The sequence below is a fragment of the Agrobacterium sp. DKPNP3 genome, from assembly GCF_052686535.1.
The window spans coordinates 1-26,745 of the sequence record NZ_JBQYSN010000069.1; the positions used below are offsets into that span (position 1 = coordinate 1).

31 protein-coding genes and 1 pseudogene are annotated in these 26,745 nt (G+C 60.1%); 6 read left to right on the top strand and 26 right to left on the bottom strand.

Annotated features, from left to right (window positions below; all coding sequences use genetic code 11):
• The 13 genes and pseudogenes from ACUTJJ_RS17695 to rplU all read right to left on the bottom strand — a co-directional run.
• Nucleotides 1-291: pseudogene (locus ACUTJJ_RS17695) on the bottom strand (divergent polysaccharide deacetylase family protein); the annotation flags it as partial.
• Nucleotides 292-354: 63 nt separating this feature from the next.
• A complete protein-coding gene (locus ACUTJJ_RS17700; RefSeq protein ID WP_063951507.1) occupies nucleotides 355-1,683 on the bottom strand; it encodes a S41 family peptidase in 1,329 nt (442 codons plus the stop codon).
• A complete protein-coding gene (locus ACUTJJ_RS17705; protein WP_445542946.1) occupies nucleotides 1,673-3,070 on the bottom strand; it encodes a murein hydrolase activator EnvC family protein in 1,398 nt (465 codons plus the stop codon). Before ACUTJJ_RS17705 ends, ACUTJJ_RS17700 begins: the two co-directional genes overlap by 11 nt.
• 155 nt (nucleotides 3,071-3,225) lie before the next feature.
• Complete coding sequence (gene rlmH / locus ACUTJJ_RS17710) at nucleotides 3,226-3,708, bottom strand: 23S rRNA (pseudouridine(1915)-N(3))-methyltransferase RlmH (RefSeq protein ID WP_445542947.1); 483 nt, start codon at nucleotides 3,706-3,708, stop codon at nucleotides 3,226-3,228.
• A 153-nt stretch (nucleotides 3,709-3,861) separates the two neighbouring features.
• Nucleotides 3,862-4,350: a ribosome silencing factor gene (rsfS, locus tag ACUTJJ_RS17715; protein ID WP_077225196.1), complete on the bottom strand. Its 489-nt coding sequence runs from the start codon at nucleotides 4,348-4,350 to the stop codon at nucleotides 3,862-3,864.
• 69 nt (nucleotides 4,351-4,419) lie between these two features.
• Nucleotides 4,420-5,004 (bottom strand): nicotinate-nucleotide adenylyltransferase, encoded by a 585-nt coding sequence (locus ACUTJJ_RS17720; protein WP_063951614.1) that lies wholly within the window; start codon nucleotides 5,002-5,004, stop codon nucleotides 4,420-4,422.
• Between the two features lie 42 nt (nucleotides 5,005-5,046).
• The gene (locus ACUTJJ_RS17725) at nucleotides 5,047-6,333 is read right to left on the bottom strand and encodes a glutamate-5-semialdehyde dehydrogenase (protein WP_445542948.1); all 1,287 of its coding nucleotides are present in this window, start codon (nucleotides 6,331-6,333) and stop codon (nucleotides 5,047-5,049) included.
• The gene (proB, locus tag ACUTJJ_RS17730) at nucleotides 6,326-7,495 is read right to left on the bottom strand and encodes a glutamate 5-kinase (RefSeq protein WP_445542949.1); all 1,170 of its coding nucleotides are present in this window, start codon (nucleotides 7,493-7,495) and stop codon (nucleotides 6,326-6,328) included. Before proB ends, ACUTJJ_RS17725 begins: the two co-directional genes overlap by 8 nt.
• Nucleotides 7,492-8,559 (bottom strand): GTPase ObgE, encoded by a 1,068-nt coding sequence (obgE, locus tag ACUTJJ_RS17735; RefSeq protein ID WP_063951511.1) that lies wholly within the window; start codon nucleotides 8,557-8,559, stop codon nucleotides 7,492-7,494. The genes proB and obgE overlap by 4 nt, the downstream gene beginning before the upstream one ends.
• 212 nt (nucleotides 8,560-8,771) lie before the next feature.
• Nucleotides 8,772-9,362: a GNAT family N-acetyltransferase gene (locus tag ACUTJJ_RS17740; RefSeq protein ID WP_296069686.1), complete on the bottom strand. Its 591-nt coding sequence runs from the start codon at nucleotides 9,360-9,362 to the stop codon at nucleotides 8,772-8,774.
• Nucleotides 9,359-9,991: a GNAT family N-acetyltransferase gene (locus tag ACUTJJ_RS17745; protein WP_004444125.1), complete on the bottom strand. Its 633-nt coding sequence runs from the start codon at nucleotides 9,989-9,991 to the stop codon at nucleotides 9,359-9,361. The genes ACUTJJ_RS17740 and ACUTJJ_RS17745 overlap by 4 nt, the downstream gene beginning before the upstream one ends.
• 131 nt (nucleotides 9,992-10,122) lie before the next feature.
• Nucleotides 10,123-10,392: a 50S ribosomal protein L27 gene (gene rpmA / locus ACUTJJ_RS17750; protein ID WP_003492686.1), complete on the bottom strand. Its 270-nt coding sequence runs from the start codon at nucleotides 10,390-10,392 to the stop codon at nucleotides 10,123-10,125.
• 40 nt (nucleotides 10,393-10,432) lie between these two features.
• On the bottom strand, nucleotides 10,433-10,747 hold the full coding sequence (rplU, locus tag ACUTJJ_RS17755; RefSeq protein WP_003492690.1) for a 50S ribosomal protein L21: 315 nt from the start codon (nucleotides 10,745-10,747) through the stop codon (nucleotides 10,433-10,435).
• Nucleotides 10,748-11,076: 329 nt separating this feature from the next.
• Here rplU and ACUTJJ_RS17760 point away from each other — a divergent pair, with 329 nt between their 5' ends.
• Nucleotides 11,077-11,517, top strand: a complete 441-nt coding sequence (locus tag ACUTJJ_RS17760) for a metallopeptidase family protein (protein ID WP_445542950.1) — start codon at nucleotides 11,077-11,079, stop codon at nucleotides 11,515-11,517.
• 19 nt (nucleotides 11,518-11,536) lie between these two features.
• Here ACUTJJ_RS17760 and ACUTJJ_RS17765 read toward each other — a convergent pair whose 3' ends face one another.
• Nucleotides 11,537-11,743 (bottom strand): DUF1737 domain-containing protein, encoded by a 207-nt coding sequence (locus tag ACUTJJ_RS17765; RefSeq protein WP_063951515.1) that lies wholly within the window; start codon nucleotides 11,741-11,743, stop codon nucleotides 11,537-11,539.
• Nucleotides 11,740-12,651, bottom strand: a complete 912-nt coding sequence (locus ACUTJJ_RS17770; RefSeq protein WP_445542951.1) for an HpcH/HpaI aldolase/citrate lyase family protein — start codon at nucleotides 12,649-12,651, stop codon at nucleotides 11,740-11,742. Before ACUTJJ_RS17770 ends, ACUTJJ_RS17765 begins: the two co-directional genes overlap by 4 nt.
• A 109-nt stretch (nucleotides 12,652-12,760) precedes the next feature.
• On the opposite strand from ACUTJJ_RS17770, the gene ACUTJJ_RS17775 reads away from it, so the two are divergent.
• From ACUTJJ_RS17775 to leuB, 3 genes are all read left to right on the top strand, one after another.
• Nucleotides 12,761-12,991 carry a hypothetical protein gene (locus ACUTJJ_RS17775; RefSeq protein WP_063951517.1) on the top strand — a complete coding sequence of 77 codons (231 nt, stop codon included), beginning with the start codon at nucleotides 12,761-12,763 and terminating at the stop codon, nucleotides 12,989-12,991.
• A gap of 161 nt (nucleotides 12,992-13,152) precedes the next feature.
• Nucleotides 13,153-13,758 (top strand): 3-isopropylmalate dehydratase small subunit, encoded by a 606-nt coding sequence (gene leuD / locus ACUTJJ_RS17780; protein ID WP_144578324.1) that lies wholly within the window; start codon nucleotides 13,153-13,155, stop codon nucleotides 13,756-13,758.
• A 216-nt stretch (nucleotides 13,759-13,974) separates the two neighbouring features.
• Nucleotides 13,975-15,087 carry a 3-isopropylmalate dehydrogenase gene (gene leuB / locus ACUTJJ_RS17785; RefSeq protein WP_445542952.1) on the top strand — a complete coding sequence of 371 codons (1,113 nt, stop codon included), beginning with the start codon at nucleotides 13,975-13,977 and terminating at the stop codon, nucleotides 15,085-15,087.
• On the opposite strand, the gene ACUTJJ_RS17790 is transcribed toward leuB, so the two are convergent.
• From ACUTJJ_RS17790 to cobA, 3 genes are all read right to left on the bottom strand, one after another.
• Nucleotides 15,068-16,309 (bottom strand): cytochrome-c peroxidase, encoded by a 1,242-nt coding sequence (locus ACUTJJ_RS17790; RefSeq protein ID WP_445542953.1) that lies wholly within the window; start codon nucleotides 16,307-16,309, stop codon nucleotides 15,068-15,070. The two genes, leuB and ACUTJJ_RS17790, sit on opposite strands and share 20 nt — an antisense overlap.
• 206 nt (nucleotides 16,310-16,515) lie before the next feature.
• Nucleotides 16,516-17,832 (bottom strand): cobyrinate a,c-diamide synthase, encoded by a 1,317-nt coding sequence (locus tag ACUTJJ_RS17795; protein WP_445542954.1) that lies wholly within the window; start codon nucleotides 17,830-17,832, stop codon nucleotides 16,516-16,518.
• Nucleotides 17,829-18,617, bottom strand: a complete 789-nt coding sequence (gene cobA, locus ACUTJJ_RS17800) for a uroporphyrinogen-III C-methyltransferase (protein ID WP_445542955.1) — start codon at nucleotides 18,615-18,617, stop codon at nucleotides 17,829-17,831. Before cobA ends, ACUTJJ_RS17795 begins: the two co-directional genes overlap by 4 nt.
• A 58-nt stretch (nucleotides 18,618-18,675) precedes the next feature.
• On the opposite strand from cobA, the gene ACUTJJ_RS17805 reads away from it, so the two are divergent.
• The gene (locus tag ACUTJJ_RS17805) at nucleotides 18,676-19,806 is read left to right on the top strand and encodes a cobalt-precorrin-5B (C(1))-methyltransferase (protein ID WP_445542956.1); all 1,131 of its coding nucleotides are present in this window, start codon (nucleotides 18,676-18,678) and stop codon (nucleotides 19,804-19,806) included.
• Here ACUTJJ_RS17805 and cobM read toward each other — a convergent pair.
• The 3 genes from cobM to cbiE are packed head-to-tail and all read right to left on the bottom strand — an operon-like array spanning nucleotide 19,761 to nucleotide 22,221.
• Nucleotides 19,761-20,534, bottom strand: a complete 774-nt coding sequence (gene cobM / locus ACUTJJ_RS17810; RefSeq protein ID WP_063951524.1) for a precorrin-4 C(11)-methyltransferase — start codon at nucleotides 20,532-20,534, stop codon at nucleotides 19,761-19,763. The two genes, ACUTJJ_RS17805 and cobM, sit on opposite strands and share 46 nt — an antisense overlap.
• Nucleotides 20,531-20,950, bottom strand: a complete 420-nt coding sequence (locus tag ACUTJJ_RS17815) for a cobalamin biosynthesis protein (protein WP_445542957.1) — start codon at nucleotides 20,948-20,950, stop codon at nucleotides 20,531-20,533. Before ACUTJJ_RS17815 ends, cobM begins: the two co-directional genes overlap by 4 nt.
• Nucleotides 20,944-22,221, bottom strand: coding sequence for a precorrin-6y C5,15-methyltransferase (decarboxylating) subunit CbiE (cbiE, locus tag ACUTJJ_RS17820; RefSeq protein WP_445542958.1), 1,278 nt, complete (start codon nucleotides 22,219-22,221; stop codon nucleotides 20,944-20,946). The genes ACUTJJ_RS17815 and cbiE overlap by 7 nt, the downstream gene beginning before the upstream one ends.
• On the opposite strand from cbiE, the gene ACUTJJ_RS17825 reads away from it, so the two are divergent.
• On the top strand, nucleotides 22,220-23,002 hold the full coding sequence (locus ACUTJJ_RS17825) for a cobalt-precorrin-6A reductase (RefSeq protein ID WP_445542959.1): 783 nt from the start codon (nucleotides 22,220-22,222) through the stop codon (nucleotides 23,000-23,002). The two genes, cbiE and ACUTJJ_RS17825, sit on opposite strands and share 2 nt — an antisense overlap.
• On the opposite strand, the gene ACUTJJ_RS17830 is transcribed toward ACUTJJ_RS17825, so the two are convergent.
• The 5 genes from ACUTJJ_RS17830 to ACUTJJ_RS17850 form a co-directional block, all read right to left on the bottom strand.
• Nucleotides 22,969-23,730, bottom strand: coding sequence for a precorrin-3B C(17)-methyltransferase (locus ACUTJJ_RS17830; RefSeq protein ID WP_445542960.1), 762 nt, complete (start codon nucleotides 23,728-23,730; stop codon nucleotides 22,969-22,971). The genes ACUTJJ_RS17825 and ACUTJJ_RS17830 overlap by 34 nt on opposite strands.
• Complete coding sequence (locus ACUTJJ_RS17835) at nucleotides 23,727-24,494, bottom strand: precorrin-2 C(20)-methyltransferase (protein ID WP_445542961.1); 768 nt, start codon at nucleotides 24,492-24,494, stop codon at nucleotides 23,727-23,729. The genes ACUTJJ_RS17830 and ACUTJJ_RS17835 overlap by 4 nt, the downstream gene beginning before the upstream one ends.
• The gene (locus ACUTJJ_RS17840) at nucleotides 24,491-25,123 is read right to left on the bottom strand and encodes a precorrin-8X methylmutase (RefSeq protein ID WP_445542962.1); all 633 of its coding nucleotides are present in this window, start codon (nucleotides 25,121-25,123) and stop codon (nucleotides 24,491-24,493) included. Before ACUTJJ_RS17840 ends, ACUTJJ_RS17835 begins: the two co-directional genes overlap by 4 nt.
• Entirely contained in the window at nucleotides 25,123-26,475 is a 1,353-nt protein-coding gene (cobG, locus tag ACUTJJ_RS17845; protein WP_445542963.1) for a precorrin-3B synthase, read from the bottom strand. The genes ACUTJJ_RS17840 and cobG overlap by 1 nt, the downstream gene beginning before the upstream one ends.
• Nucleotides 26,475-26,745 (bottom strand): cobaltochelatase subunit CobN (locus tag ACUTJJ_RS17850; protein ID WP_445542964.1); only part of this gene is annotated, 271 nt, incomplete at its 5' end. The genes cobG and ACUTJJ_RS17850, both read right to left, overlap by 1 nt.

A 26,745-nucleotide genomic window follows, 5' to 3' on the forward strand; every position in this document is an offset into this window, starting at 1 on the left:
GCTGATATTGGCGCCGGATTTGCCACTCTGCGGCTGCAGGCCAGCCTTGTCCTCCGAAGCCGCGTTCCCGGGGCCGTCTTTTGCGGCTGTCTGTTCCGCGAGCTTCGGGGAGACGTCCTGCCCCGGCGACGTCTTCTGAAGATTACCGGGGGATAGTGCCGCATAGATCGACAGACCACCTATCGACAGGGCAGCGAGCGTCGACAGCACCAAAATGACGGAAAAGCGCCGGTTGATACCGGCGCTTTTTTTCTGGCGACCCAGAAGCGGTTTCCGCAGATCCGAAGGCAATGAACGACCTGTCCAGATTGGGCAAGAAAGACAATGCGCCGGCTGGTGGCCGGCGCATCGATCTTACTGCTTGTTGACCACAGCCTTGTCCGGGTTCGGCGGGAAGGAGGGATCGGTCTTGACACCACGCAAGAGATCCAGCGCGTAGTTCAACTGGATATCATCCTTTGCTTCCGGCGGCACGTAGGCCGAGGAGCCGGAACCTTCATCCGTCTCGCTTTGACCCTTGATGTGGCCGGACAGGCTGGATTCACCCTCGGTCGTCAGCTTGCCCTGCAATTCCGGGGGCAGGGGTTGTTCGACCTTGATGTCAGGCTCGATGCCTGTGCCCTGAATGGATTTGCCCGATGGCGTATAATAAAGCGCGGTCGTCAGTCGAAGTGCCCCAGCCTCGCCAAGCGGGATGATCGTCTGAACCGAACCCTTGCCGAAGGAACGCGTGCCAACCACGGTCGCGCGACGCAGATCCTGCAGCGCACCAGCCACAATCTCCGACGCCGAAGCGGAACCGCCGTTGACCAGCACGATCACCGGCTTACCATCGGTCAGATCACCGGCAGTCGCATTGAAGCGGCGGGTCTCGTCCGGGTTACGGCCTCGGGTCGAGACGACTTCGCCACGCTCAAGGAACGCGTCGGAAACATTGATCGCCTGATCGAGCAGACCGCCCGGATTGAGGCGCAGATCAAGAACGTAGCCCTTCAGCTTGTCGGCCGGCACATCGGCCTTGATCTTCTTGATCGCCTTTTCGAGGTCGTCATAGGTCTTCTCGGTAAAGGAGATGACGCGAAGATAACCGACATTGTCGCCTTCAACGCGCGACTTCACGGCGCGAACGGCGATGACATCGCGCACGACGGTGATTTCCAGCGGCTTGTCTGCACCCTTGCGGATAACCGTCAGCTTGATCGGCGTCTTGACCGCGCCGCGCATCTTTTCGACCGCCTGTTCCAGCTTCAGGCCGCGAACCGGTGTACCGTCGATTTCCGAAATGTAGTCACCGGCCAGAATGCCTGCACGAGAGGCCGGCGTGTCGTCCATCGGCGAGATAACCTTGACCAGCTCATTTTCCATGGTCACTTCGATGCCGAGACCGCCGAATTCACCCTTGGTCTGGGTGCGCATGTCGTTCGCATCCTTGGCATTCATGAAGCTGGAATGCGGATCGAGCGAGCTCAGCATGCCATTGATGGCATTTTCCACGAGCTTCTCGTCATCCGGCGGCGTCACATATTGCGCGCGAACGCGTTCGAACACGTCGCCAAAAATCGACAATTCCTTATAGGTCGAAGGCCCGGCTGCCTGTGCCGGCATGCTCGCCGAATAAATCACGCTCATCGCCGTGGCGCCCATAAGCCCACCGATAAGGAGAAGCGAAACCTTACGAATCATTGTGCGCCCTTCCGGTATTTTTTGCGGTCCACCACGGCTGAGAATCAACCGGCACACCATCTTTCCTAAACTCAATGTAGAGCGTTGGCCGGTCGGTTTCCAGCGCCAATGCTGCTGCACTCGCTACTCTTTTTGCACCCATGGAGGCGATGGGCTCTCCCGAGAACACGAACATGCCCTGCCGCGTCCTCACATTGTCCATGCCCGTCATGACCACATGGTATCCATCACCCGTATTCAGGATGATCATCCGGCCGTAACTGCGGAAATCTCCGGCAAATACCACGAAGCCATCCGCAGGTGCCGTGACGATGGCTTCCGGGCCGCTCGCAACGACAATCCCCTTGGAAAAGTGGCCCGTTCCGTCCGCATCGCCGAAACGTCGCAACACGTCGCCCGCCACTGGAAGCTCCAGCTTTCCCTTCAGACTCGCGAAGGGATATGCGGGCGCAATGCGGTTTTTATCGGGCATTCCCGCCTCGGCCGCGGCACGCTCTTTTTCACGTTCCGCCTCGGAAAGCCGGGCCAGCCGTTGCTCTTCCGCACGCGCCTTTTCCTTCGCCTCCCGGACCGAGGTAATCTCATTTTCAAGCGAACTGACGAGCCCTTCAAGGCTCGTCGCCTTGCCTGCAAGCTCTTCGGATCGCTTGCGTTCAGCCTCCAGCGCCGCCGCCGTCTGGGAGTTCTTGCGGTCGTTCTCGGCAATCAGCAGGTCGAGGCGCTTTTCCTCTTCCAGACTGGCCGTCATCATAGCCGTAAGATCGTCCTTTTCGCGAGCGATTGCCTGTCGGACATCGGTCAATTCTTTGAGAGCGGCGATCAGCTTGTCCGTCTCTCCCCTGATGCCGGGCACGACAGCGCCAAGAAGAATGGCGCTTCGCACCGAGGCCAGCGCATCTTCAGGCGAGACAAGAAGGGCGGGCGGTGGATTTCTGCCCATGCGTTGCAGGGCAGCCAGAACCTCGGCAAGAACGCCGCGTCTCTCCCGCAGTGACGCCTTGACCGCGTCCTCACGCACCGAAAGCTTGGCAAGCCTGTCCTCACCGTCGCTGATCTTGGTCTCCAGCGCCTTGCGCCGGGAAGCCGAAGCGATCAACTCCTCCCGAATGCGCGCGCTGTCCTGGTTAAGGGCAGCAATGCTCTCTTCGAGCTTTCTCGTCTTGTCTTCGGAAAGACCGATGCTGTCGACAAGCTCTTCAAGATCCTGCCGGTTCTGGTCGCGGCGCTGCTCCAACGCCTGCAACGCATCGGGTGACGAGTCCTCGCTGGTTCCCGGGGCAGCCCCGGCATCGTCGCGCGACCAAACCGGAGCTGCCGCCATGAGGAAAGCAGCAACAGCTGCGCCTGCAAGCGCAGCGTGCCGTTTTCGTTGAGGCGTCATGTCCATAGGAGCTTTCTTTATGCCGAAGCAGGAGCGGCAATATTACGGATTTTACCGCGATCTTCCAAGAGGCCTGAGAGGCCGCCGCCAAAGCCGGTTGCAACAAGCGATGTCGCGGAGCTTCATGTTTTAATTGAGACAGTTATTCAATTGAAATACGTTCAAACGCGATGATAGGGATGCCCTGAAAGGATGGTGACGGCCCGGTAAAGCTGCTCGGCAATCAAGATACGGACGATTTGGTGCGGCCAGGTCAGTTTGCCGAGATTGAGCACCGCCGCCGCCCTCTCGTAGAGTGAGGGATCAAGGCCATCAGCTCCGCCGATCGCGATCACGAGATCACGCCGGCCGCTATCGCGCAAGTCGCCGAAAAATGAGGCGAAGGCCGGGCTATCGAGCGCCTTGCCGCGTTCATCCAGAAGAACAAGCGCCGCGCCGTCGACCAGATGCTTTTCCAGCATCGCGGCCTCTTCGCGTTTGCGGGTCTCGGCATTCGAGGCTCGGCTTTCCGCCACCTCGATGACCCGCGAAAATTCGAGCCCGATTGCCGGACCCGTCTTGGCGAGACGGTCGATATAACGGGCCGCAAGATCCTTTTCAGGGCCGGATTTCAGCCGTCCCACCGCAAAGATTGAAATCCGCATCGCAAACCTGCATCCGTCGTGACCCATAGGGTCCCGCTCTTAACAGCATAACAGACGGATTCCTATGCGGCCGGCCCGATTTCCGGCCGAGGGAGGAAGCCCGAAGTCACTCATGATCTTCGGCAAACAACGCCCGTTCAACGCCTCACCGCGTCAATGCAGCGTCTCTTCCGGCATGTCCGGCGTCGCCCACATTTTCTCAATGTTATAGAAGGCGCGGATTTCCGGTCGGAACACATGAACGATGATATCGCCGGTATCGATCAGCACCCAATCTCCGGTCTCGAGACCTTCAACGCGGGCATTGCCGAACCCTTCATCCTTCATGTCTTTGAGAAGATGCTCGCAGATCGCCGAGACATGCCTGTTCGAGCGCCCGGAAACCACAACCATGTAGTCCGCAAGCGCCGACTTCCCGGCAATGTTGAGAGAAACGATATCTTCAGCCTTGGAGTCCTCGAGGCTCGCGAGGACGGTTTCGAGGGCATGGCCGGCGGCATCGGCGCCACTGTCCTGACCCTTCGGGATAGCAACAAATGCTCTTCCCTTGGCGTGTACTGTTGTCAGAGGTTTTCCTTTCAAAGAATGACAAAACAGGCACTGTGCAACGCGATTCTCTGCGTCACACAATAAAGGTGGCATCAAAGCATTAACTTTTCAAGATATGGAGCCTTCGACGGCGGTCACATACATCATTTGTGATCGGCCCCTTCATTTACGGCCGTTGCGCAGCGCCGTCGAACTGAGCGTGGAACGCGGTCCGTGAATGAAAACCCATGCGGGCGCTGGCTTCTTCCACAAGACACCAGCATCGTCCTCGTCGATTCGCGCCTGGCTGAAGGCCTGCGCCATGGTGGAGGAGAGGTAGGAGAGCGTCGAACCCGGCCGATCGATCACCGCAATCGGGAAAGTCTCCGCGATGGTGCGCCATTTCTGCCAGTGGTGGAAACTCTTGAGATTATCCGCACCCATGACCCAGATGAAGCGCACGTGCGGATTTTTCGCCTTCACCTTGGCGAGCGTATGAGCGGTATAGCTTATGCCCAGCGACTTTTCGAAAGCCGTGACCTTGATCCGAGGATCGTGCACAAGCTTTTCACATGCAGCGATGCGATCTTCGAGGGAGGCCAGCTCCAACCGGCTCTTTAACGGATTACCTGGCGTCACCATCCACCAGAGCTGGTCGAGACCCAGCCTGCGCAGTGCGATTTCCGCCACAAGAGCATGGCCGGCGTGCGGCGGATTGAAGGATCCACCGAAAAGCCCGACGACCATGCCGCGCTCCACATGCGGCATGGTGAGATAACGTCTGTCGAGGCGCTGATCAGCCGGCAAATATCACGTCCGTGTCTGGCCGGTGCCATGCACACGGTATTTGAACGACGTCAACTGCTCGACGCCAACGGGACCCCGCGCGTGCATCTTGCCTGTGGCGATACCGATTTCCGCGCCCATGCCGAATTCGCCGCCATCAGCAAATTGCGTCGAGGCGTTGTGCAGCAGAATGGCCGAATCGAGTTCGTTGAAGAACCGCTCGACCACGGATGGGTCCTCAGCGATCACCGCCTCCGTGTGGTTGGACGAATAGGTGCCGATATGATCAATCGCACCGGAAATGCCATCCACCACGGTGACCGAAATGATCGCATCGAGATATTCGGTACGCCAGTCCTCTTCGGTCGCAGCCTTCAGACCGTCAACGACATCGCGAACTGCCTGCGAACCGCGCACTTCGCAACCTGCTTCAATCAAAGCTTTGACCAGCGGTGCGAGATGGGTGGAAACGGCAGCGGCATCCACCAGAAGCGTCTCTGCAGCTCCGCAAATGCCCGTGCGGCGCATCTTGGCGTTGACAACGATGCGTTTCGCCATGTCCAGATCGGCGGATTTGTCGACATAGATGTGGCAAATGCCTTCTAGATGCGCGAAGACCGGCACGCGGGCTTCCGTCTGTACCCGGGCCACGAGGCTCTTGCCGCCGCGTGGCACGATGACGTCAACCGAGCCATTGAGACCACCGAGAAGCGCTCCAACCGCTGCCCGATCGGTCACCGGCACCAGCTGAATGGCGTGCTCGGGAAGACCGGCGATCTTCAAGCCCTCCACAAGGCAGGCATGGATAGCACGCGATGAATATTGCGAATCTGAACCGCCGCGAAGGATCACGGCATTACCGGCCTTGAGGCACAAAGCGCCGGCATCCGCCGTCACATTCGGACGGCTTTCATAGATTACGCCGATAACGCCAAGCGGCGTGAGTACGCGCTCGATTTTTAGCCCGTTCGGGCGATCCCAGGCGGCGATGACTTCACCAACCGGATCGGGCAGCGCCGCAACCGAGCGAATACCTTCGGCTATACCGGCAATCCGGACTTCATTGAGCGTCAACCTGTCGATGAAGGAGGGCGCAAGGCCAGCCTGATCCGCCGCGGCCAGATCTTTGCGGTTGGCGGCGAGGATCGCGTCCTTCGAAGCCTCAATCGCGGCGGCCATGGCGAGCAGCGCGCGGTTCTTCTGGTCGGCTCCGGCGATGGACAACGGTCGCGAAGCAGCTTTCGCCTGAGCCCCAATGGTCAACATCAGTGCTTCAATATCGTGGCTCTGCTTCACGGCCTGTTCAGGCATGGACCTCATCCTTTTTTGCATTCTTAACTTTCACGGCGGCCCCGGTCATGACGAGGTCGTCGCGATGAATCATCGCTGCGCGTCCGACATAACCGAGGATCGCCTCGATCTCGTTGGACTTGTGGCCGATGATGAGACGCGCTTCTTCGGCATCGTAACCGGCAAGACCGCGCGCGACCTCACGACCTTCCACGCCGATAATCGCAACAGCATCGCCGCGTCCGAAATTGCCCTTCACCTGCCGCACACCGGCGGGAAGCAAGCTTTTCCCGGCATAAAGCGCTTTCTCAGCACCCGCATCCACATGGATTTCACCGGCGGGCTGCAACTGCCCGGCGATCCAGGTCTTGCGCGCCGTCACGGGCGTGCCGGAAGGCGCGAACCAGGAGGAACGCGCGCCGTTTTCAATGGCCTTCAGCGGGTTGAGCGTCTTGCCTGACGCGATGATCATGCCGCAGCCGGCAGCGGTTGCGATCTTGCCCGCATCGATCTTGGTTCGCATGCCGCCGCGCGAAAGCTCGGAAGCTGCCCCGCCTGCCATGGCTTCGATTTCGGGGGTGATGTCTGCGATCGTCTCGAGGAACGTCGCCTCGGGGTCGATATGGGGCGGGGCTGTATAAAGCCCGTCAATATCCGAAAGCAGCACCAGCAGATCGGCGCCCGTCATGGTCGCCACACGCGCCGCCAGGCGATCATTGTCGCCATAACGGATTTCTGTGGTGGCCACGGTGTCGTTTTCGTTGATGATCGGAATAGCACCGATCTTCAGCAGCTGATTGATGGTGGCGCGTGCATTGAGATAACGGCGACGCTCTTCGGTGTCGGAAAGCGTCAGCAGAATCTGGCCGGCAACGATATCGTGCCGCGACAGGCTTTCCGACCACGCCCGCGCCAGCGCAATCTGGCCGACGGCCGCCGCCGCCTGGCTTTCCTCCAGCTTCAACGCGCCCGAGGGCAGGCCGAGCACGGTGCGGCCAAGCGCGATAGCGCCGGAAGACACGACCTGAACATCCGCACCGTTTTTCTTCAGCGCCGCGATATCCTCGCAGATGGCGTCCAGCCAGTCTTTTTTGAGGCCGCTTTTCCGGTCCACCAGAAGCGCCGACCCGATCTTGATGACGATCCGGTGGTGGCTCGCCAGCGGCTTGCGCGTCAGGCTCATAGGCGGTCGTCCTCTTCTTCGACCTCGCTCTCATGCGGCATGGACCGGTCGGGAAGGGCGGTTTCGCCGCCATTGCTTGCAGACACGATGATGTCGCGAAGGGCGCGAAGGGCTTCCGTCATGCCGATATGCGCGGCAGCGGACAGAAGAAGCGGCGGACGGCCGCAGGCCTTTTCCAGTTCCTTGGCCTTCTTTTTCAGCTCTTTTTCATCGAGCACGTCGATCTGCGACAGCGCGACTATCTCCGCCTTGTCCGTCAAGCCACCGCCATAGGCGTCCAGCTCGGCCTTCACAGTTTTGTAGGCCTTACCGACCTTTTCTTCCTGCGCGGAAACGAGGTGCAGCAGCACACGCGTGCGCTCCACATGGCCGAGGAAGCGGTCACCGATGCCCACACCCTCATGCGCCCCTTCGATCAGGCCGGGAATATCCGCCAGCACGAATTCACGGCCATCGATGGTCGCGACACCAAGGTTCGGATGCAGCGTCGTGAACGGATAGTTGGCAATCTTTGGCCGCGCGCGTGTCACGGTTGCAAGGAATGTGGACTTGCCCGCATTTGGCAGGCCGACGAGACCGGCATCGGCAATCAGCTTAAGCCGCAGCCAGACCGTCTTTTCCTCACCAGGCAGACCGGGATTGGCGTGGGTTGGCGCCTGATTGGTCGACGACTTGAAATAGGCATTGCCGAAACCGCCATTGCCGCCGGCCGCAAGGCGAAAACGCTGGCCTTCCTTGGTAAGGTCGACAATCAGCGTCTCGTTGTCTTCTTCGAAAATCTGCGTGCCGACAGGCACCTTCAGCACCACGTCCGAACCCTTTGCGCCGGTACGGGTCTTGCCCATGCCGTGCTGGCCAATCGAGGCCTTGAAATGTTGCTGGAAGCGGAAGTCGATCAACGTGTTGAGGCCATTGACGACCTCGACCCAGACATCGCCGCCGCGTCCACCATCACCACCATCAGGGCCGCCGAATTCGATGAATTTTTCACGCCGGAAGGACACGGCGCCTGCGCCGCCATCACCGGACTTGATATAGACTTTTGCTTCATCGAGAAATTTCATCGGACTGCCGTTCTATCGGTTTGCGGGCGCACCATCCAATTGTGCCGCGCCAAACAAAAATATCGTCGTTTCGAATACAAGCGCTTCTTCACGAGGTCAAAGACTATCGTGCGGGAAGCGCCGTGCGAGACAAGGCCGGTTTTGATCAAACCGGCTTCGCTTAACGCATCGGGCCGAAAACCTGTCTGTTTTCGGCCCGATGCTCCTCAGTGTCAGCGGTGCGGCCGGATGAAGTCCTCAGCCGTGATCGCCGTATCGATATGCGCCACCATCGCGGCGCGCGCCGTGGCATAGATCTGGTGGCAACCGGTCACCCGGAAGCCGAGTTTCTCCTGCACACGTAGTGAAGCGGGGTTATCCGCAAACACGCCGGAGTGCAGAACCACTCCGGGCATGCGCCTGAAAAACCGCTCAACCACGGCGGCAACAGCTTCGGTCATATAGCCCTTGCCCCAGTAGAAGCGGTTCAGCCAGTAGCCGAGATGCCAGCCGCCGTGCCGCAATTCCACGGAGACAACGCCGATCAGGGTATCGTCACCACTGGTGATGGCGAAATCCCAGTCGGGCAATGTGCCAGATGTACGCAGCACCAGCCATTCCAGTGCGTCCTGCTTGTGATAGGGCGCAGGAACGCGGGCCAGCATCCTGGTGACCGCGAAATCACCAAGCGTTTCCGCAATGCTGCCGGCATCGGAAAGCCGCTGCGGACGCAGCACCAGACGCTTTGTTTCGATGACGGGGCAGGGGCCGGGCGGCGCCACGGTCGCAGCGGCCCGCCGATGGGTCATTTCGAGCGTGCTCATCCCATGTCCCCCCAGCTCTTCAGCGAAACCCAGGTCTTGCGGTCCAGCCGGTACCATTCAACCGGGACCATGCCGCCCAGCGCCAGCGAACCGACCATGCCGGATCCCTGAAACTGGAACCCGCACTTCTGGATGACGCGACGCGACGGGATGTTGGTCACCCGGCACCGCGCATCGATCTGATCGATTTCACGTGTGCGGAAGGCCATGTCAATCAGCGCATGCGCCGCTTCCGTCATGTAGCCACGGTTCCAGTAGGGTTCACCCAGCCAGTAACCGATCTCCAGCGTCTTTTCGTCTTCCTGGGGTTCGAGCGCGCAGCAGCCCAGAAACTCGCCATTGTCCATGCGGGTAATTGCATAGACGCACTTGCCAATCTCGCCAGCTTTGGAGCGTCGCACAAAATCCGCGGCGTCTTTGGCCGTGTAGGGGTGCGGCATCCGCGACACCATGGTCGCGATATTGGCATTGTTGGCAAGATGGGCAAGGGCGTCGATGTCTTCTTCGTGGGGCTTGCGTAAAACCAGCCTCTGCGACAGTAAAACGGGGCAATCGCTCCTCGACCGATCGGGCCTAGGCCGCTCTTCGGGTGACCGTGATTGGTCGACCCTCAACAATTCAGCTTGCATGGTTCAGTCCCTCCATGAGGTTAAAGAAAAAGGGGAGTTGGGTGGTGCCCCATCTCCCCTGTGTTCTTGACTGAACCTGATACGTCTCAGCCGGGTCGATGGGACACCGGCTGCATATGACGCTTACCGGCTTATTCTGCGGCTTCCGCTTTCGGTGCCACGGATACGAATACGCGGCCATTGGCCTTCGTACGGAAGTTCACGTTACCTGCGGTCAGTGCGAAAATCGTGTGGTCCTTGCCGATGCCAACATTGGCGCCCGGATGCCACTGCGTGCCGCGCTGGCGCAGAATAATGTTGCCTGGAATGACAGCTTCGCCGCCGAACTTCTTTACGCCAAGGCGCTTGGATTCGGAATCGCGACCGTTACGCGAGGAACCGCCAGCTTTTTTGTGTGCCATTGGAGTTCTCCTTTAAACCTTGTTTCCCGTGTCGCGCCGATTAGGCAGCAACGATGTCCGTGATGCGGACGACAGTGTGATGCTGACGATGGCCGCGCGAACGCTTGGAGTTCTGACGACGACGCTTCTTGAAGGCGATGACCTTCTTGCCGCGGTTGTGCTCGACAACTTCAGCCTTGACGATGGCACCCTTGACGAAGGGAGCACCGAACTTGGCGTCGGCACCTTCGCCAACAACGAGAACTTCGGTGAATTCTACAGTTGCGCCTGCCTCTGCTTCCAGCTTTTCGATGGTCAGCACGGCGTCGGCCGCTACGCGGTACTGCTTACCGCCGGTCTTGATGACTGCGAACATTTTTTATCCTTTCATGTTCGTTCCGGCTCTGCCCGCCAAAGCAAGCTGGCCGTCTTTTTATCAGTCGGAGTAGCGGAAATCCGTCAGGGCCGAATGCCCGTGGAATGTCTGCCGGTGAAACCGCCATTTGAAAGGCGGCATAAACAGAAGGCGCACTACGCCATCAATTTGGGTGCCGATTACGCGAGACGCCGGTTTATGTCAAGATGAAGACGGCTTGAAAAGTAACTGTAATGCCGAGAATTTCATGCTTTTTCGGCAGGTGCGGCAGTCAGGTCTCGAAATTTGTTCAGCAAGTGTTTATATGGGCCTTCCAACAAGGAGCAGAAATGGCCCGCATAGACAAGACCGACGATTGGCGGGACCGCCACGCGCCGACACTTTCCGCCTTTGAGTCGCTGGCGATCGAGGCATATGGCCACCTGCCGGAAGAATTTCGCGCACTGACCAAGGATCTCATCATCGAGATCGCCGATTTTCCGACCGACGACGTGTTCGAGGACATGGCGCTCGAAACGCCATTCGACCTGCTCGGCCTTTTCGAGGGGCGCGGCATCTCCGAGCGTTTCACCATGGAAACCGGCGAGATGGTAAACCGTATCACGCTTTATCGCCGCCCTATTCTCGACTACTGGGCCGAGAACGAGGAGACGCTTGGCGATATCATCACCCATGTCCTCATCCATGAAATCGGCCATCATTTCGGCCTGTCGGATGACGACATGGAACGCATCGAAGAAAGCGCCGACGAGGCCGCCGACGATCGCTGATCGGGGCGGCTACCATCAGTTACTGCTCTCCGAGCTTCATGTCCGGATGGTATTCCTTGCCCTCAACGACCTTGGTCACCGCCTGGCCGCAATGCATGACACCTGCTGCCGCATTGAATGCGTAGCTTGGTGAACCCGCCAGTTCCCAGCCCTTGTTCAAGGCTTCGGTAACGCGATGACAAAATTTGGCGTCGTCAGGGCCGGTAATGAAACGATAGACCTTCACGTCTCTTTTTCCTTTCTCGCGGCGATGATATCGGCCATGGCGACCAGCCTCTCGGCCTCAGCCACATGCAGCCGCTCGATCATGCGTCCGTTCATGTTGATGACGTTCAATTCCACAGATTCGGGCGTTGTGAAAGCGGCAATGATCTGGCGTGCATCCCTTATCGCCGTCTCATCCGGACCGAAATGGCGATTGGCGCCGTCAATCTGGGCAGGATGGATCAGCATCTTGCCGTCGAAGCCCATGGCTCGACCCTGTTCACATTCAGCTTCGAAAGCCTCCATATCGCGAAAATCATTCGACACGCTGTCGATGACATCCAGACCGTAGGCACGGGAGGCAAGCACGACCTGCATCATCCAGGGAACGAGGTAGGTTCGGCCCGGCCCGGCCGGAACCCGCGTTTCCTTGCGCAGATCGTTAAGACCGATGACAAAGGCTTCAAGCCGCGAATCCGGCGTATGCGCAGCATCCGCGATTGACGCGGCGTTCAGAACACCAAGGGGCGTCTCGATCATCGCCCAGATTTTCAGCACCTCAGGCGCATCGGCCTCGGACAGCAGATCGGCCAGATCATGGATGGCATTAGGCTGCTCCACCTTCGGCAACAGCACCGCATCCGGCTTGCAAGAGAGGACCAACTGCAGATCCGCTCTCCCATCCGGTGTCGAAAGCGGATTGATGCGGATGATCGCTTCCCGCAGACCGAACGATCGCTGCGAGAACAGCTTTTCAAGATTATCCCGGGCCTTCCCCTTCATCTCGGGAGCAACGGAATCCTCGAGATCGAGGATGAAGGCATCACAGTCGAGCGTCGGGATCTTCTCCAGCGCGCGTTCGTTGATCGCTGGCACCGAGAGAATGGAACGGCGCGGTCTCGCAAGAATATTTTCTGAAAAACTGACCATGCCGCACTTGTGTCAAGCTTTTGTGACATCTGCAAGCTGACAATCCACCGAATCCTCTTGCAAGCCGGAAGAAGAAGGCCCACATTCGTCTGGAAAGAAAGGTTGAATCATGCAAGGCATCCGTTCATTTTTCATCGCCGCCTCCGGTATCGCAATTCTGGCCATGGCGGCTCTTTTCACGGCCTCGCTCACGGTGGCTTTCATCGGCGTGCTCGCGGTTATCAGCGCAGCCCGGATTTTGACCGCGCGTCTGAAACCAGCTCCCATTCCGGTCAAGACCCGCAACCAGCGCGACATGCGCGTCTGGAACGACGGCAAGGGCACCATCATCGATCTCTAAGGTCGGTTAACCGGGAAAAAAGCCGGTGCGCCTCATACGGCGTACCAAAGAGCCCCTGTTTGCGCTTCTAAAGTTCCGCGTTTTAGAGTAATTCGAGGCTTGAACGTCGGGAAGCCGCCGCTGGCTCTAGAACCGTTCATGGTAAACACGGAAAGCGACAGATGGAAAAATTCACCAAGCTGACGGGCGTCGCCGCGCCCATGCCGGTGGTCAATATCGACACCGATATGATCATTCCGAAAGACTATCTGAAAACCATCAAGCGCACCGGCCTTGGCAAAGGCCTTTTTGCCGAGTCGCGTTATCTTGAGGACGGCTCGCCTAATCCGGATTTCGTCCTGAACAAGCCCGCCTATCAAAATGCTCAGATTCTCGTCGCTGGCGACAATTTCGGCTGCGGTTCGTCGCGCGAGCATGCGCCGTGGGCGCTTCTGGATTTCGGCATACGCTGCGTCATCTCCACCAGCTTCGCCGACATCTTCTACAATAACTGTTTCAAGAACGGCATCCTGCCTGTCGTCGTCAGCCCGGAAAACCTCGAAAAGCTGCTGGACGACGCTTCCCGCGGATCGAACGCCGTTCTTTCGATCGACCTGGAGCGTCAGGAAATCAGCGGCCCCGATGGCGGCACGATCACCTTTGAGATCGATGAGTTCAAACGCCATTGCATGCTGAACGGTCTCGACGATATCGGCCTGACGCTTGAGCATGCGGGCGCCATCGATACGTTTGAAAAGACCAATGCCTCGGCCCGCCCCTGGGCCTGAGCCTGTTCGACGCCTTTGAAAAAGCCGATCCTGTACAAAACCGTACCGGATCGGCTTTTGCTTTGCTTGAAAAGCCCCTGAGGCGGAGATAAGAAGCCGTCGAACCGTCCGGCCGATGACACGCTCTGGCATGGACGCAAACGAGTTTGACGCCGCGCTCGCCGCAATCGAAAGACCCACCCGGTCCTTCAGGCGTGCGCCCAAGGAGGGGTCCCCATGACAGTCCGTTCGCTTTTCCTGCTACCCGGTGATGGTATCGGCCCTGAAGCCATGGCCGAGGTCCGCAAGCTGATCGACTATATGAACAGCGCACACAATGCAGGTTTCACCGTTTCGGAAGGCCTCGTCGGTGGTTCGGCTTACGACGCCCATGGTGTGGCGATTTCCGATGCGGATATGGAAAAGGCGCTTGCCGCCGATGCAATCCTGTTCGGCGCCGTCGGCGGCCCGAAGTGGGATGGCGTGCCCTACGAGCATCGCCCGGAAGCGGGTCTGCTGCGTCTGCGCAAGGATCTCGAACTGTTCGCCAACCTGCGGCCGGCCATCTGCTATCCAGCGCTCGCATCCGCCTCGTCGCTGAAGCCGGAACTGGTCGAAGGCCTCGATATCCTCATCGTCCGCGAGCTGACAGGCGGCGTTTACTTCGGTGAACCGAAGCAGATCATCGATCTCGGCAACGGCCAGAAGCGCGGCATCGATACGCAGATCTACGACACGTTCGAGATCGAGCGTATCGCCAGCGTCGCTTTTGAACTGGCCCGCACCCGCGATAACCGCGTCTGCTCGATGGAGAAGCGCAATGTCATGAAATCGGGCGTGTTGTGGAACCAGGTTGTCACCGAAACCCATGCTGCCAAGTTCAAGGACGTCCAACTTGAACATATGCTGGCGGATGCCGGCGGCATGCAGCTGGTGCGCAAACCCAAGCAGTTCGATGTCATCGTCACCGACAACCTGTTTGGCGATATGCTCTCAGACGTTGCCGCCATGCTGACAGGCTCGCTCGGCATGCTGCCGTCCGCTTCGCTTGGTGCCCCCGACGCCAAGACCGGCAAGCGCAAGGCCATGTACGAGCCGGTCCACGGCTCGGCGCCCGACATTGCCGGCAAGGGCATTGCCAACCCGATCGCCATGATCGCCTCCTTCGCCATGTGCCTTCGCTACTCGTTCAACATGGTGGACGAAGCTTCCAGACTGGAGACGGCGATTGCGAATGTGCTCGACCAGGGCATCCGAACGGCCGACATCATGGCCGATGGTTCCCGTCAGGTCAGCACCGCCGAAATGGGCGATGCGGTTCTCGCCGAAGTCAAGGCGCTTTCGGCATAAGATTTGAAACAGGCTGGGCAGGCGGCACGGTCGCCTGGCCATCTCCCTTCGGGAGAAGATGCTCGTAACGCCGGTCAGTCAGCGTCTTCAGAAATGCCACGATGGCGTCCACCCGCTTATCGTCCAGCGCCGGTGCCGATGTCAGCTCCGTCATGGCGATATTCTCAGGCACCTCGGGTGCATCCCAGGTCTTGCCGGTTTCCGGATTGATCTGACGGCTGGGCTTTTTGCTCTTATATTTCACATAGAACAGCACGACCGTGCGCAAATCCTTGAACACACCATTGTGCATATAAGGACCGGTGACGGCGACGTTGCGGAGCGTCGGCACCTTGAACTTGCCGCGCTGGGCAGGATCGCCGGCGACGGCGGGGTTCTGCGCCAGACCGAGATCGACTGCGCCGGGCTTCGAACCATTCACAGCCCTGACGGATGTATTGGCAGGAACGCCGATGTTAAAATATTTGTGGTTGGTGAAGAGGCCGTCTTCCAGACCCTTGGCACCACGGATTTCATGGCAGGTATTGCAATTGGTGAACTGCGTCGAGGAAATCAGCACGCGACCCAGTTCCTCCTGATCGGTAAGCTTTTCTTCACCGCGCAGGAAACGGTCATATTTGGAATCGAAGGTTGAGAATTCGTCCGAACGCTCGAAGCTCGCCAGCGCCCTGGTCATCGCGGCATAGGCGGTTTCGTCGCTCTGGAACACATCCTTGCCGAACTGCGTGCCGAAGGCCGCGACATAGTCGGGGTTTTCCTTCAGACGTTTGACAACGGATACCTTGTCCGGCATGCCCATTTCGATAGGGTTGAGCGGTGGCCCGCCCGCTTGATCCTCGAGCTGCGAGGCGCGACCGTCCCAGAATTGTCCGCCGACATACTCTCCTGCTGCATTCTTGCCGAAAGGTGGCGTGAACTTCGCGTAGGCCGCCGTTGGCGCATTGCGGTCGCCAAGGGAGATGCCGTCATCACCGAGCGAGACATCCCGCCCCACTTTGTCGCTCTCCCGCGCATCGGAAAAGCCGGCGGCCTGCATATGGCAGGTGGAACAGGCCATCGTCCGGTTCATCGAAAGATTGGGATCGTCGAAGAGCGCCGCGCCGAGCTTTTCCAGTGTCGCATAGTCCTCGCCCCCGTGGGCATCCATCGCTGAATGGCCGACTGGCACCATCGAGATGCTCATAACAAGGACGGCAAAGACGAGAAAACCGGGTTTGACCATAGGCAGGCACGCTCGATATAAATGCGCGATATCAATTTCGGGTTGGACAATGCAGTGGGCCTAGTCGCTCACCGTCACCGGCCACGAAGAACGCAATACCGCGGTTCCCCATAGGCTCTTGCAGACCTATAGCACTTTCCCGTGATCGGCACATAGAAACTTTCGCTGGGCGCTCCACTTTGCCGCAGCCGCACACGTTCAATTCATCAATTGCCTCTGGCGATCGCGTGGAAAAATGTGCCGGAGACACTTCCTCTCCTGCCGCCCGATGGCCCGAGCGGCCGGCCCTGCCCATCGGCAATCTGGGCAAATGGCTCATCACGACCGGGATCGGTAACGCGGGCGTAATGAAATTCGTGGCCGCGCAGCACAACACCAGCCGTACCAAGCGGCCCATCTGCCGCAATGGTCGCCTGCCGGTAGCCAAGGTTCATCTTGCGCGTGGCAAAGCTGGTGGCATGCGACAGAAGCCCGGTCATCGGGTGGTCGACGCCGTCGGCATCCTCCAGCGCCTCGCCGAGCACCATGTAACCGCCGCACTCGCCATGAACAGGCTTTGCCGCAGCAAATCTGGCGATCCCCGCCTTGAAACCAGCGGCATCGGCGAGCTTGCCGGCATGAAGCTCGGGATAACCGCCCGGCAGCCAGCAGATATCACAGCTGGCGTCGGGCGCCTCGTCCGCAAGCGGCGAAAACGGAATGATCTCTGCACCTGCTGCGCGCCAATGCGCTTTCAGGTGCGGATAGAGAAAGGTGAACGCTGCATCCTCGGCCAGGGCAATGCGCTGGCCGGGCGGAGCGATGGCCATCTCTCCCGAGCCGGCAGGAACATTCACCGGTGCCGCAAGGGACAGCAGAACGTCGAGATCGATGGACTTCTCCATCACATCCGCCAGCCGTTCGATGTGGGCCTCAATTTCCGGATGTTCGCTGGCCTGTACCAACCCCAGATGTCGTTCAGGAAGGACGAGCGACGGGTCTCTCAGCACACATCCGGCGACGGAAAGGCCGATCTTTTCGATGGCCTCCGTGCACAACGTCCGGTGTCTTTCGCTGCCCGCCCGGTTCAACACAACGGCGGCCATGGTCACCGCAGGATCGTAGTGGGCAAAGCCATGAGCAATGGCGGCCGCCGTTTGCGACTGGCCGGACACATCCAGCACCAGAAGCACGGGAATGCCGAAGAGCCGCGCCAGATCCGCCGCCGATCCGGTGCGATTTTCCGCTCCCGGGATGCCGTCGAACAGGCCCATGGCGCTTTCAATGAGAACAAGCTCCGCATCCCCTGTCTGTTCGGAAAACAGATGGCGCAGCAAGTCCGGCTGCATGGCCCAGCTATCGAGATTAAGGCCAGGTGTGCCTGTCGCAAAAGCATGGAACCCCGGATCGATGTAATCCGGGCCGGTCTTGATGCCGCGCACCTTGATGCCGCGTCGGGCAAAAGCGCGAAGCAGGCCGATCGTCACGCTTGTCTTGCCTGAGCCGGAGCGTGGAGCGCCAATGATGATTGCCCGCGCCGTCATGAACCGAAAACCCCGAGGCGCGACCGCATCGAAACGATCTCGCCGATAACAATCAAAGCCGGCGCTTCGAAATTTTCCCGGATTGCATCGTCAGCTATGCTCTCCAGCTTTCCGATGAATATCCGCTCCTGCGGAGTGGTGGCGGACATGATGACCGCGACCGGCGTGTCGCCGGAACGTCCACCCTGCATCAGAAGCCCGGCAATCGTGCCGATATTCTTGAGCCCCATGTAAACGACGATGGGTTCGCGGGTCTTCGCCAGTGCCGGCCAATCAAGGTCCTCTTCTGTGCCCGCTGCATGGCCGGTTGCCAGCGTCACGGCGCGGCTGATGCCGCGCATCGTCGCTGGAATTCGCGCTGACGCAAGAGCGGTGAAGGAGGACGTCATGCCAGGCAGAATACGAAAAGGGATGCCGGCGGCAACAAGCGCCTCTGCTTCTTCACCCCCACGTCCGAAAACGAACGGGTCACCGCCCTTCAGCCGCAAGACCTTCTTTCCCTGCCGGGCAAAATCGATCAACGACGCAGTGATATTGTCCTGTGTCGCGGAAGGCTTGCCGCCCCTCTTGCCGGCAAAAACGATCTCGGCCTGCGGCCCAAGGGCAACGACATCGTCACTGACCAGCGCATCGCGCACGATGACGTCGGCCTGGGAGAGCGCCAGTGCCACTTCCAGCGTCAGATACCGCACATCACCCGGCCCGGCGCCTGCCAGCCAGACGTGCCCGCCCTCGAAAACGGGGCTGTTTGCGGCGATGCTGTTTATGATCTTCGGTATCGACATTCTTCCCGGCTGCTTTTAAACGATGACTGAAAATGCCGTCGCGGCTATAGAAATTCACATGGATACGGATGGAAAGACCCTTCGCCGCGGCTGGACCACGGGAACCTGCGCGGCGGCAGCCTCGAAGGCGGCCTGCGCCGCCCTTTTGACCGGCGAGTTTCCTTACCCTGTCGAGGTCGAACTTCCAAGCGGCGCACGACCTGCATTTTCCCTCGCCACCGAGGAAAGGGGTAAAAACTTCGCCCGTGCAGGCGTGATCAAGGACGCGGGCGACGATCCCGACGTTACCCACGGCGCGTTGATCGAGAGCACGGTGCGGCCGGGAAGGCTGGGAAGCGGCGTCACTTTCAAGGCAGGCAAGGGCGTCGGCACCATCACCCGTCCGGGCCTGCCGCTGCCGCCCGGGGAACCCGCTATCAACCCTGTACCGCGGCGGATGATCGAGGCCGCCATTCGCGAGGTCGCGGGAGACAATGCCGATTTCGAGGTGGAGATTTCCGTCCGCGATGGGGAGCGGCTGGCTCAAAAAACCCTGAACGGCAGGCTCGGCATCGTTGGCGGAATTTCTATCCTCGGCACCACGGGTATCGTCATTCCCTTTTCCTGCTCGGCCTGGATTCATTCCATCTGGCGCGGCATCGACGTCGCGCGGGCAACCGGCTGCACTCATCTTCTCGGCGCTACCGGCGATACCTCCGAAAAAGCCGGGCAGGCGCTTTACGATCTGCCGGAAACCGCGCTGATCGACATGGGCGATTTTATCGGCGGCATGCTGAAGTATCTGCGCAGCCATCCGGTCGAGCGGGTGACGATTGCGGGTGGCGTTGCAAAGATGACCAAGCTCGCCCAAGGGATGCTCGACGTGCATTCCAAAAAGGGTCTGGCTGATCTTGATGCGCTGGCGGAACTGGCGACAGAAGCCGGGGGGGACGAAAACCTCGAAATGGCCATCCGTGAAGCCAACATGGTCTCGCATGCCTTTCAGCTGGCAGACCGGGCCGGCATAGACCTCGGCGCAATTGTCGCGGAAAAAGCGTGGGTGACTGCGGCGGCAGCGCTGAAAACCCCCGCCATTGCTCTGGATATTCTTGTGTTCGATCGTCAGGGTGCGCTCAAGGGGCGCACCGCCTCCACACCGTCGCATCAGTCCGCGGCATCCTCCTTTGGAGACCGGAACCGCCGGACGTAATCGGCGCTATAAAGCGCACTTTCGCGAAAGTCAGTCGCGGCAAGTCCACGACCGACGAAGATCAGCGCGGTGCGCTCCACCGGCTCGGCGGCGAGCTTTCCCTCAATATCGAACAGCGTTCCCCGGATAATGCGCTCATCCGGCCATGAAGCGCGAACGACGATGGCGACCGGACAATCGGAGCCATAAAGCGGTGTCAGCTCTTCCACCACCTTGCCGATGGCATGAATGGCAAGATGGATGGCGAGCGTCGCGCCCGTTTGGCCGAAAGCCTTCAGCGTTTCACCGTCAGGCATTTTCGATGCGCGCCCTGAAATCCGCGTCAAAACAAGGCTCTGCGCCACTTCCGGCACCGTCAGCTCCCGCTGCAGGGTGGCGGCGGCGGCGGCAAAAGATGGCACGCCCGGCGTCACGGTGTAGTCGAGGCCAAGCCGCTCGAGACGACGAATCTGTTCACCCATGGCGCTCCAGACGGAAAGGTCGCCGGAATGAAGCCGCGCGACATCCTTGCCAGCTTTTGCAGCAGTCACGAATTCCGCCTCGATCTCATCGAGCGAAAGAGCTGAAGTATCAACGATACGGGCACCCGTCGGGCAATAATCGATTAGCGCTTTCGGAACCAGCGAGCCCGCATAAAGGCACACCGGGCAGGCCGCGATAAGATCGCGCCCGCGCACCGTGATGAGATCCGCAGCGCCCGGACCAGCGCCGATGAAGTGAACGGTCATTCTTTTTCTCCCTCTTCGATGGCGCAACCATTCTCGGCTAAGGCACCATCGGTCGTCGCCATCGCCACTGTTACGTTGCCAGCCACGAGACGCGGCGCGACCAGCCTTCCATTCTTTCCCGCTGCGGCAAGCGCTGCCGCTTCACTGACACTGGGCGAACCGGAATGATCGAGGCTCGCGCGCGATTGCGTGAGTGTTTTAGATGCAACCGCATCCAGCCGCGCCTGCGGGATGATTTTCAGCGGCAGCGACAGGCTTTGGGCCGCCTCCACCAATCCGGCCTCCCCGGCTTTGAGCGGGGCCGATGCCAGACACTCGGCCGCCATGCCAAAGGCGTTTTCCGCAACGCGGATGGCGGCGATGACGGCATCGGCGCTCACGCCCTTGCGACAACCTATGCCGGCCACGGTCACCATGGCTTGACCCAGCTCCACTGCGTCACCGGCATTGCCGGGCGCCAGCCCGACATGGTGCCGACAGGCGTGACCCGCGCCACGTCGAGCCGGATCAACGAACCGCCAAGCCGGGCATGGGCGGCAAGCAACATGGCTTCCATCTCCAGCGTCACCGCATTGGCAACCAGCCGCCCGCCGGGCTTCAAGGCCGCCCGCGCAGCGTCCATCACGCCCGCTTCACTGCCGCCGCCGCCGATGAAGATCGCGTCCGGCGCGGGCAAGCCTTCAAAGGCTTCAGGGGCCGTTCCGATGAGGACTTCGAGCCCCGGAACACCGAAGGCCTCAGCATTGCGGGCCACACGTTCGGCCCTATCCGGGTGCTGCTCGATGGCGATAGCGCGAAGCGAGGGGTGCGACAACATCCACTCGATGCCGGTTGAGCCTGAACCGGCGCCTACATCCCACAGCAATTCGCCCCGCCGGGGAGCGAGCGATGACAGTGTCACGGCTCTAATTTCGCGCTTGGTGATCTGCCCGTCATGTTCAAACAGGGCGTCATCGAGACCGTGGCCGAACGGCAGGACACGCGCACCCTTGGCCTCGACAACCTCAATCGCGACCACATTCAGCGGGTCTATGTCTTCAAGGACGAAATCGGCCGCCCTGACCTGCCGCCGCTGCTCTCGCTCTCCGCCGAGCGCTTCGAGCAAGATGAATTTCGATTGGCCAAAACCGAGGTCAGACAGCAAATTGGCAATCAAAGCCGGGGCATGCGCGTCAGACGTCAGGGCAATGATGCTCGCACCCGCATGGAGATGCGGCCGCAGAAGATCGATGGAACGACCGTGCAACGAAACGCACTCAGCTGATTGCAGCGCCCAGCCAAGCCGCGAAGCCGCGAGCGAGAAGGCAGAGGGCGAGGGATGGCAAACCGTCTCGTCAGCCTCGATTTGCCGCAAAAGTGTGACGCCGACCCCAAAAAAGAACGGATCGCCTGACGCTAGCACACAGACTCGCCTGCCGCGCAGCGCAACGACATCGCTCACCTCAGTATCAAACGGCACCGGCCAGGGTCGAGCTTCACCGCGAATAGCCGCGGCTGCCAACTCCAGATGGCGTTTGCCGCCGAAAACCACCTCGGCCGCTTCAATCGCCGCAATCGCCTTGCTGCCCAGTCCTGTCAGCCCATCTTCACCTATGCCGACGATGGAGAGCCACGGTTTTTCTTTCTTTTCTTTGGACGCCCTATTTTTTGTGGAAGCTCGTCCCGTTCCAGAATATTCAGACATCATGACACGCTCCATACTCATCCTTGGCGGCACGGCGGATGCCCGGATACTGGCAGGCCGGCTGGCGCAGGAATCCGGTTGCCGCATTCTGCTCTCCATGGCTGGCAGAACACTTTCGCCTGTCGAACAGCCGGTGCCGATGCGCAGTGGTGGCTTCGGTGGCGCCGACGGTCTTGCGGATTTCCTTCGCAGCAGGGGTTTCGACATTCTCGTGGACGCAACTCATCCCTATGCGGCGAGAATTTCCGCCAATGCCGTTGAGGCGGCGCGGTTCACCAAAGTGCCGCTTGTCGTCCTTTCCCGGCCTGCCTGGCAGCGCCAGCCGGGTGACATATGGCATGAGGTGAGCAGCGTCGAACAGGCTGTGGCGGCGATCGGAAGCGAAAGCAAACGCGTGTTTCTGGCTTTGGGACGGCAGGAGCTTCTTCCTTTCGAAGCCGCACCCCAGCACCATTATCTCATCCGCAGCGTCGACCCCGTGGATCCGCCTTTGATCCTCCCGCAGGCGCGGTACATGACCGCACGCGGTCCCTTCGCGCTGGAGGATGAAATCCGCATGCTCGCCGGGAACCGGATCGACACTCTGGTTTCGAAAAACTCGGGCGGCGGTGCGAGCTATGGCAAGATCGATGCTGCGCGGCGGCTGGGCCTGCCCGTCATCATGATCGAGCGGCCGCAGCAGCGAAGCGACCCATCCACGAGTGCCGTCACCGTGTCGGACATTCCCGCTGCGCTCACCGCCATTGCCCATCAGCTTTCTCTTTTCGAAGAACGCGGTGAATAAACGAGCGGGTCCTTGCCGGGACGTTCAATCAGACGGGTTTCCACCGAGCCGACGATGATACAGGTGGCCATGTCAGCCATATCGCTCGCCGCATCGATGAGCGGCACGACGCGGATACGCTCGTCTTCCCGACCAGCCGCACGGCCGAAGATAACCGGCACCGACCCCGGCAAATGCGCCCGCAAAAGATCAAGGGCGGTGGCAAGCTGATGCGGCCGGGCTTTGCTGACCGGATTGTAGAAGGCCATGACGAACCCGGCTTCCGCCGCCGCGATCAGCCGTTTTTCGATAATGCCCCAGGGTTTCAGATTATCCGACAGCGATATGGCGCAGAAGTCATGTCCGAGCGGCGCGCCGGCCCTTGCCGCAACCGCGAGCATCGCCGTCACGCCCGGTATGACGGAAAAATCGATCTCGCGCCATTCCGCTGGCCCCTTTTCAATGGCCTCGCAGACCGCAGCCGCCATGGCGAAAACACCGGGATCACCGCCCGAAACCACGCAAACCTTGCCGCCCTCGGCCGCAAGCCGCAGAGCCTGCTCGGCGCGGGAAATTTCCTCTCGATTGTCGGAGGCATGGCGACGCTGGTTCGGCCGAAGCGACAGCCGCTCGATATATGGAAAATAACCGAAAAAATCGTCGGAATCCTCGACGGCAGCGAGCGCTTCCGGCGTTATCTGGCCCCGATTGCCTGGGCCAAGACCGACGACGACGAGCCTGCCCGTCATGGCTTTTCACCAGCCAAGGGTCTTGTTTTCCATCCAGGAACTAGAACCAGCGAAAAATATGGAGCAGGCGACGCATCTCGCTCGACAAGCCGCACCGCATGGCTGTTGGTCATGGTGCCACGCTCGACATAAAGCGCGTCGTCGAGTTTACCGGCCTTTTCCAGCGCCCGGCGGATTTTCGGCAGATTGCGCCCGACCTTCATGATCACCGCCCCATCCGTGCCGGACAGGCGGTCCGTCAAGACGTCTTCGCCGAGCGTGCCGGGAAGCACGCTTAAAATGTCGTCGCCTTGCACCAGCGGCAGTCCAGCCATGGACCAGCATCCCGACATGGCGGTGATGCCAGCCACGACCTCCGCGGGATAAGACGGCGCCAGCCGCAGATGCAGGTGCATATAGGAGCCATAGAACAGCGGATCGCCTTCGGACAGCACGGCAACATTACGCCCGGCTTTAAGATGCACGGCAATATCCTTCGCCGACTGATCGAAAAAAGCCGCGATCGCATCCCGGTATTCGCCACCGTTTTTGTCGCTTTCGACGGTGACAGGGTAAACCAGCGGCATTTCCAGCGTGCCGGGACGAATAAAAGCTTCGACAATGCCGCGACCGTTCCCGCTGCTTCCCTTCTTGCAGAAAAAGGCAAGAACATCGGCATTTTCGATGGCCCGCACGGCTTTCAGCGTCAAAAGCTCTGGATCGCCGGGGCCGGTGCCAACGCCAACAAGCTTGCCCATGGGATGTTCAAGAAGTGCCGCGCTCAAAGGCCTGCCCTCGCAACCGCGTTGATCGCCGCGGCGGTCATGGCCGAGCCGCCCAGACGCCCCTTGACGATAGCATAGGGAATAGCGAGCGAACTTGCCTCCAGCGCGTCCTTCGATTCCGCCGCACCCACAAAACCAACGGGCATGCCAATGATGGCGGCCGGGCGGGGAGCGCCATTTTCCAGCATCTCAAGGAGATAGAACAGCGCAGTCGGCGCATTTCCGATAGCGACCAGCGCGCCGTCCAGCCTGTCCGCCCATAGATCAAGTGCGGCGGCGGAGCGTGTATTGCCGATCCGTTTCGCAATCTCGGGCGTGCGCGCATCGCGGAGGGTGCAGACAACCTCATTACTTGCCGGAAGACGGGCGCGCGTCACGCCGTGGGCAACCATTTCCGCATCACAGAGAACAGGTTTGCCGGCTCGTAGAGCACCGCGTGCAGCGGCGACGAAATCCGGTGAAAAGCGGAAGTGGGCTGCCGCTTCCACCTGCCCACAGGCATGGATCATGCGAATGGCGATATCTGCCTGTTCATCGCTGAAGGCGGACAAATCCGCTTCTTCACGGATGATGGCGAAGGAGCGCTCATAGATCGCATTGCCGTCGTGAATATAGTCATAGTGGGTCATCAGTCATCCTGTCGAAGCGCCGCAACGATTACCCCTTTGCCCCGCCGGGCAAGAAAGGCAGCGGCGTTTTCTCCGGGCTTATGTTCTTTTTCGTAAAGACGGGCAAGTCGCGAAAGCGCCGTCCTGCGATGCTGAAAAGGCAAAATGCCGTGAGGCAAGTCGCCGGCACGGCCCGAAATGGAAAATGCCAGGCCTTCGGCGTTGCCGGAAAGTGTCAGAAGTGCCGTTCCGGGATGCGCACATCCCTTGCCGCAGCCGGAAATATGAAGCGTGAAAGAGCCATCCAGCAGGGAAGGGCATTCTTCAGCCGCAAAGGCTGCAAGCTCATGGGTCGGAAAGAAAGCAGACCCGCATCTGGGTGCCCCCGCGCACACGGCAACCGAAGAGCGCGCGTCCCGAACAGCAGTGATAAAACCCGTCTCGCGCGCCACCGCAAGCAAGTGGCCGCAGGCCGTCACAGGACCGAAGAATAGCAGGTTATGGTTCGGCGATGGCCGCAACGTTTCGATACCGAGCGCACCAGCCTGCTCGCAAAGCTTCGCCAGCTCGGAAGCCGGGAGTTGTCCGAAAGCAGGGGCTATACCCACACCAAAGCAATCCACTGCCGTCGTCATCAGTCCCAGTGGCAGAGACTTATCAGCGGTTTCATCGGCAACGTCCACATCCAGCAGGCGATCGCCACAGATCGACCTCATCGAAGCATGATCCAGATCGCGGCCGCGGGCAAGCGGTCCTCGGGCAGCCAGATGGACAAGCAGGGAGACGACGATATCCGCCGCCGCTTGCGTCTCCACCAGTCCCACTCTCGTTGCCGTCGGCTCCGGCCCGCCGAGCATCAATTGCCAGAGGGTTTTGCCGCTGAGCGATGCTGCCTTCAGGCGAATATCGGCGACCAAACCGCCCATGGGCAGGCGGCCGCCCCCATCAACGACAACCGACATCTTGGCGGCAAGTTTTTCATGAAGTCGAAGCCGGCCGGCCTCTTGCCGAATTGCTGCGGCGAGCGGGCGGGCATCGATAACTTCCTTATCATCCCGACCGGCGAGAGGCGAGGTCTCTACCGCAAGTCCGTGACGAAGCGGCAGGTCCAGCGCCAGCACGTCCTTCTCCAGCGCAATCGCACTGTCGGGCGTCAGACCGCGAAATTGCAGACCGCCGCGGGCGGTGATGTCGATCAATCCGTTGCCATGTCGCTCAGCAAGTTGGCAAAGCGCCGTCATCTCCCGCGGGGAGATATCGGCCTCAAAAGCAATTCGCGACAAAAGTCCGTCGCCGGTCCGCATGGGGGCGGAAAGGGCGGGGCAGACGCCACGGCGGCCAAACGGCTGAACGGTATCGGCGGCGACGGCCATCAGGCCTTTCTCCTTTCGGAAAAGGGCAGGATCAGCATCTCCAGTTCGGCATCAACCGCATTTCGGCGGCTGTGCCACAACCCACGACGGCGTGCGGATAAAAAGCGTTCTGCCATGACCCGCGCGGCTGTCGGGTTTTCTAGAAGAAGAAAGTCGCGCACGGCTTCGTCACCCAAATAGGCGTCATAGAGGGATTCGATCAGAGATGAGGACACGACATGCGTCGTCTCCGCAAATCCGATCAGACGGTCGACGGTTTCAAGCAGTTCT